Raw genomic sequence first — 3,951 nt, 5'->3', positions numbered from 1 at the left:
TCTTCAAACCATTGTGCATTTTCAGATACAACAGCCATTTTTTTAGACATATCAAAATCTTTAATCTGAACTACCGATTCATATGAACCTCTAAATGCTTTTGGGTCATTGTAAACTTCAATAAAACCATGGATATAATCAATATCTCCATCGGTGCTTGTTGCCCAAGCAATATTATAATTATCCCAAGTTTCTAAATCACCTGTTTTGTAGTATTCAACTAATAATTTTAAGGCTTCTGCTTGTTTTTCATTCTCAGCAACGGTAACAGCTTTTTCTAGCCAATACACCATTTTCTCAATAGACTCGCCATACATTCCACCAACTTTCCAAACTTTTTCTTCTAAAGTTCCATCATCATTTTTTACTAATTTAGAATTCAAACCATACTCAATTGGCGTCTCATCTGATCTATCAATTCTTGCAGCATAAAATTTATCTACATCTTCCGTAGTAACATTAGGTGAGTAAAAATTAATGGCAGATCCTTTAATTAATCCTTTATCTTCATCTAAATTTACTTTTTTAGCATCAGCATCATTAAAAATAACATCATATGCTTCACCCGTTAACTCTGTAGCTGTTTCACTTAATAAAGTATCAAAATATTCTTTAGAAAATTCAGGAATAAATTTATCATTTGAATAATGATGGTGAATCCCATTAGAAAACCAAATCCTTTTCAAATAGATTTCAAAATTATTCCAATCATCTGAAGTTTTATCACCCTCATAATTTTGATAAACATTTTCTAAAGCACGTCTAATTTTTAAGTTATAGCGATAATTTTGATCGTACATAATATCACGACCAACCATACCTGCTTGAGATAAATAATAAACTAATTGTTTTTGCCCTAGCGAAAGTTCATCAAAACCAGGAATTTGGTATCGTAATACCTTAATGTCAGCAAATTGTTCAACAACATACTCAAATTCAGTTGCAGTCTCTTTTTTTGTATTTTCTTCAGTTTTATTATTTCCACACGAAAACAATAGTACTGCAGTAAACAGCATTGGTAAAAAATATTTTATTTTCATTTTATTGTTAATTTATTTTAAGCATCAAATTTAGTAATTCAAAGCGATTTACCTTCATAAAAAGGTATGCTATATTTAAAGTATTTCAAGAAATTTTATTTTTTAGACTTCATGATATCTAAAACAATCTTTCACGTGATCATTAATCATTCCAGTAGCTTGCATGTGCGCATAGATTACTGTAGATCCCACAAATTTAAATCCACGTTTTTTTAAATCTTTTGAAACAATATCAGATAGCTCTGTTGTAGCCGGAACTCCATTTAAATTTTCCCATTTATTTTTAATTGGTTTATGATTGGTGAATTTCCAAATATAGGTTGAAAACGAACCAAATTCTTTTTGAACTTCCATAAAAGCAATTGCATTAGAAATGGTGGCTTTTATTTTTAATTTATTTCTAATAATTCCTGCATTTTGAAGTAACTCCTCAAATTTAGCTTCATCATAATTTGCTATTTTTTTATAGTTAAAATTATCAAATGCTTTTCTGAAGTTTTCTCGTTTTCTTAAAACGGTAATCCAACTTAACCCTGCTTGGAATGTTTCTAAAATTAAAAATTCAAATAGTTTTTCATCATCATAAACAGGAACTCCCCATTCAGTATCATGATATTCCATATATAGTGGGTCATTTCCGCACCAAGTACATCTTTGTTTATCCATGAAAATAATTTTAATAACCAGCTGCTTGACCGTCTTTTCTAGATTCAGAAGCTCCAAAATAAACTTTGTTTATTTCATCCCACATAATTGCCTGATAACCACCATAACTACCTAACTCAAAACCTACTTTGTGCCCTTTGCGCATTAAATCTCTTATAGTTTCATAGTCAAAACCAGACTCCAAAACTAATTGACCTCCATCCGTCATTTTTCCCCCTGTTGGTTCAGAAGATCCATTATGCTGCATTCTAGGTGCGTCACCTGCTTCTTGTAAATTCATTTCAAAATCAATTAAATTTATTACAATTTGGGCGTGACCTTGAGGTTGCATTGCACCACCCATTAAACCAAAACTAATCCAAGGTTTATCATTTTTAGTAATAAATGCTGGTATAATTGTATGAAAAGGTCTTTTTTTAGGCTCAAAAACATTAAAATGCCCTTCTTCTAATGAAAATAATTCGCCTCTATCTTGTAACATAAAACCTAATTTAGATGGTACCATTCCTGACCCCATACCTCTATAATTACTTTGAATTAAGGAAACCATATTTCCAAATTTATCGGCTACTGTCATATAAATAGTGTTTCCTTGTTCGAGCTCTCCAGCATCATAACTTCTAGCAGCTCTATTTGGGTTTATCAATTTTCTTCTTTCAGTTGCATATTCTTTAGATATTAACTGATCAATTGGAAGTTTATTAAAATCCATATCAGCATAATATTTAGCCCGATCTTCAAAAGCTAGTTTTTTTGCTTCCGTAAAATGGTGAATATACTCAGCACTTCCAAATCCCATTTCTTTTACATTATAACCTTCCATAATGTTAAGAATTTGTAAAACCGCAGTTCCTTGCCCGTTTGGTGGTAATTCCCAAACATCATATCCTCTATAATTTGAAGAAATTGGTTCTACCCATTCTGAAGTATTATTAGCTAAATCTTTTTCAGAAAGAAAACCTCCTTGTTCTTGTATGAAATTTGCGATTGTTTTAGCTATTTCACCTTTATAAAAAGCATCCTTACCCCCTTTTGCAATTTTTTCATATGTATTTGCTAAATAAGGATTTTTAAAAACCGTTCCTTTTACTAATGGTTTTCCATTGGGCATATAAGTATCAGCAAAATTTGGATAATCTTTAAAACGACGAGAAGTTGATGTTAAATAATAACCAATTAATTCGGTAACTGGAAACCCATCTCTTGCATAACCTATTGCTGGTTTTAAGATTTGTTCCATATTTAAAATTCCAAACTTCGCATGCATTTCAAACCAACCATCTACACAACCTGGAACTGAAACAGGTAATGGTCCAAAAGATGGTATTTTAGTCATATTCTTATCTTTGAAATATTGTAAATTTAAACTTTCAGGAGAGCGACCACTAGCATTTAATCCATATAATTTTTTATCTTTTGCACTCCAAATAATTGCAAATAAATCACCTCCAATTCCAGAACCTGTTGGCTCCATTAAACCCAAAGCTGCATTTGCAGCAATGGCAGCATCAATAGCATTTCCTCCCTGCTTTAAAATATCAATTCCTATTTGAGTTGCTAATGGATGACTTGTGGCAACCATTCCATTTTGTGAAATAACTTCTGATCGAGTAGAAAAATTAGCTCCTGTAATTCTATCTTGAGCATAATTTTGAATTGTTATAAAAGCTAGTAATATGAATAAAGACTGTTTCATCAATTGAGTATTTTAATTCGTTTACTTACAAAAATAATGTAAATATTTAAACATTCATCTTCAAAATTGATAAATTTGGAATACTATTTGTAGCATATTATAAAACTAAAATTATGAAAACTTTAGCAACCATTTTTTTAATTTCAACAATACTAGTAAGCTGTAATTCAACTATAAATACAACTCAAATAAACAATTCTGAACTTCCTGAAGGAGCTGTAAGAATTGCTAATGATAGTTTAGAATATGAAATAATTATTATTGATATTGGTTTTGAAACCTATTTACTAACTATTGCAAAACCAGCCAATTATTATTCACAATCATACTATGAAACTAAAAATAAATTTTATGTTACAAAATGGAATATTAGAGCTCAAAACCCTTTAAAATACAACAGTTCTATTTATGAAAATGTAATAGATTATAATTTCAATACAGATTATGGATTAGACGTAAATTATAAATTATACAATTATTTCAAATTTGTTGAACACAAATACAAGCAAAAATTTTAAGTTTTTTGTTTTTTAGGTTTTAATGAAAAAC

At 29.8% G+C, this 3,951-nt stretch carries 3 protein-coding genes and 1 pseudogene; 1 reads left to right on the top strand and 3 read right to left on the bottom strand.

What is annotated here, in order from left to right; genetic code table 11:
- From Q0352_RS01020 to ggt, 3 genes and pseudogenes are all read right to left on the bottom strand, one after another.
- Positions 1-1,040 (bottom strand): annotated as a pseudogene (locus Q0352_RS01020) (dihydrofolate reductase); the annotation flags it as partial.
- Positions 1,041-1,142: 102 nt separating this feature from the next.
- A complete protein-coding gene (locus tag Q0352_RS01015; RefSeq protein ID WP_299522201.1) occupies positions 1,143-1,706 on the bottom strand; it encodes a DNA-3-methyladenine glycosylase I in 564 nt (187 codons plus the stop codon).
- A 10-nt stretch (positions 1,707-1,716) separates the two neighbouring features.
- On the bottom strand, positions 1,717-3,402 hold the full coding sequence (ggt, locus tag Q0352_RS01010; protein ID WP_299522198.1) for a gamma-glutamyltransferase: 1,686 nt from the start codon (positions 3,400-3,402) through the stop codon (positions 1,717-1,719).
- Between the two features lie 113 nt (positions 3,403-3,515).
- On the opposite strand from ggt, the gene Q0352_RS01005 reads away from it, so the two are divergent.
- A complete protein-coding gene (locus Q0352_RS01005; protein ID WP_299522195.1) occupies positions 3,516-3,920 on the top strand; it encodes a DUF6146 family protein in 405 nt (134 codons plus the stop codon).
- Positions 3,921-3,951 lie beyond the last annotated feature (31 nt).

The organism is uncultured Lutibacter sp., from assembly GCF_937891065.1.
GTDB lineage: Bacteria > Bacteroidota > Bacteroidia > Flavobacteriales > Flavobacteriaceae > Lutibacter.
This window is presented reverse-complemented; position numbering and strand designations above follow the sequence as displayed.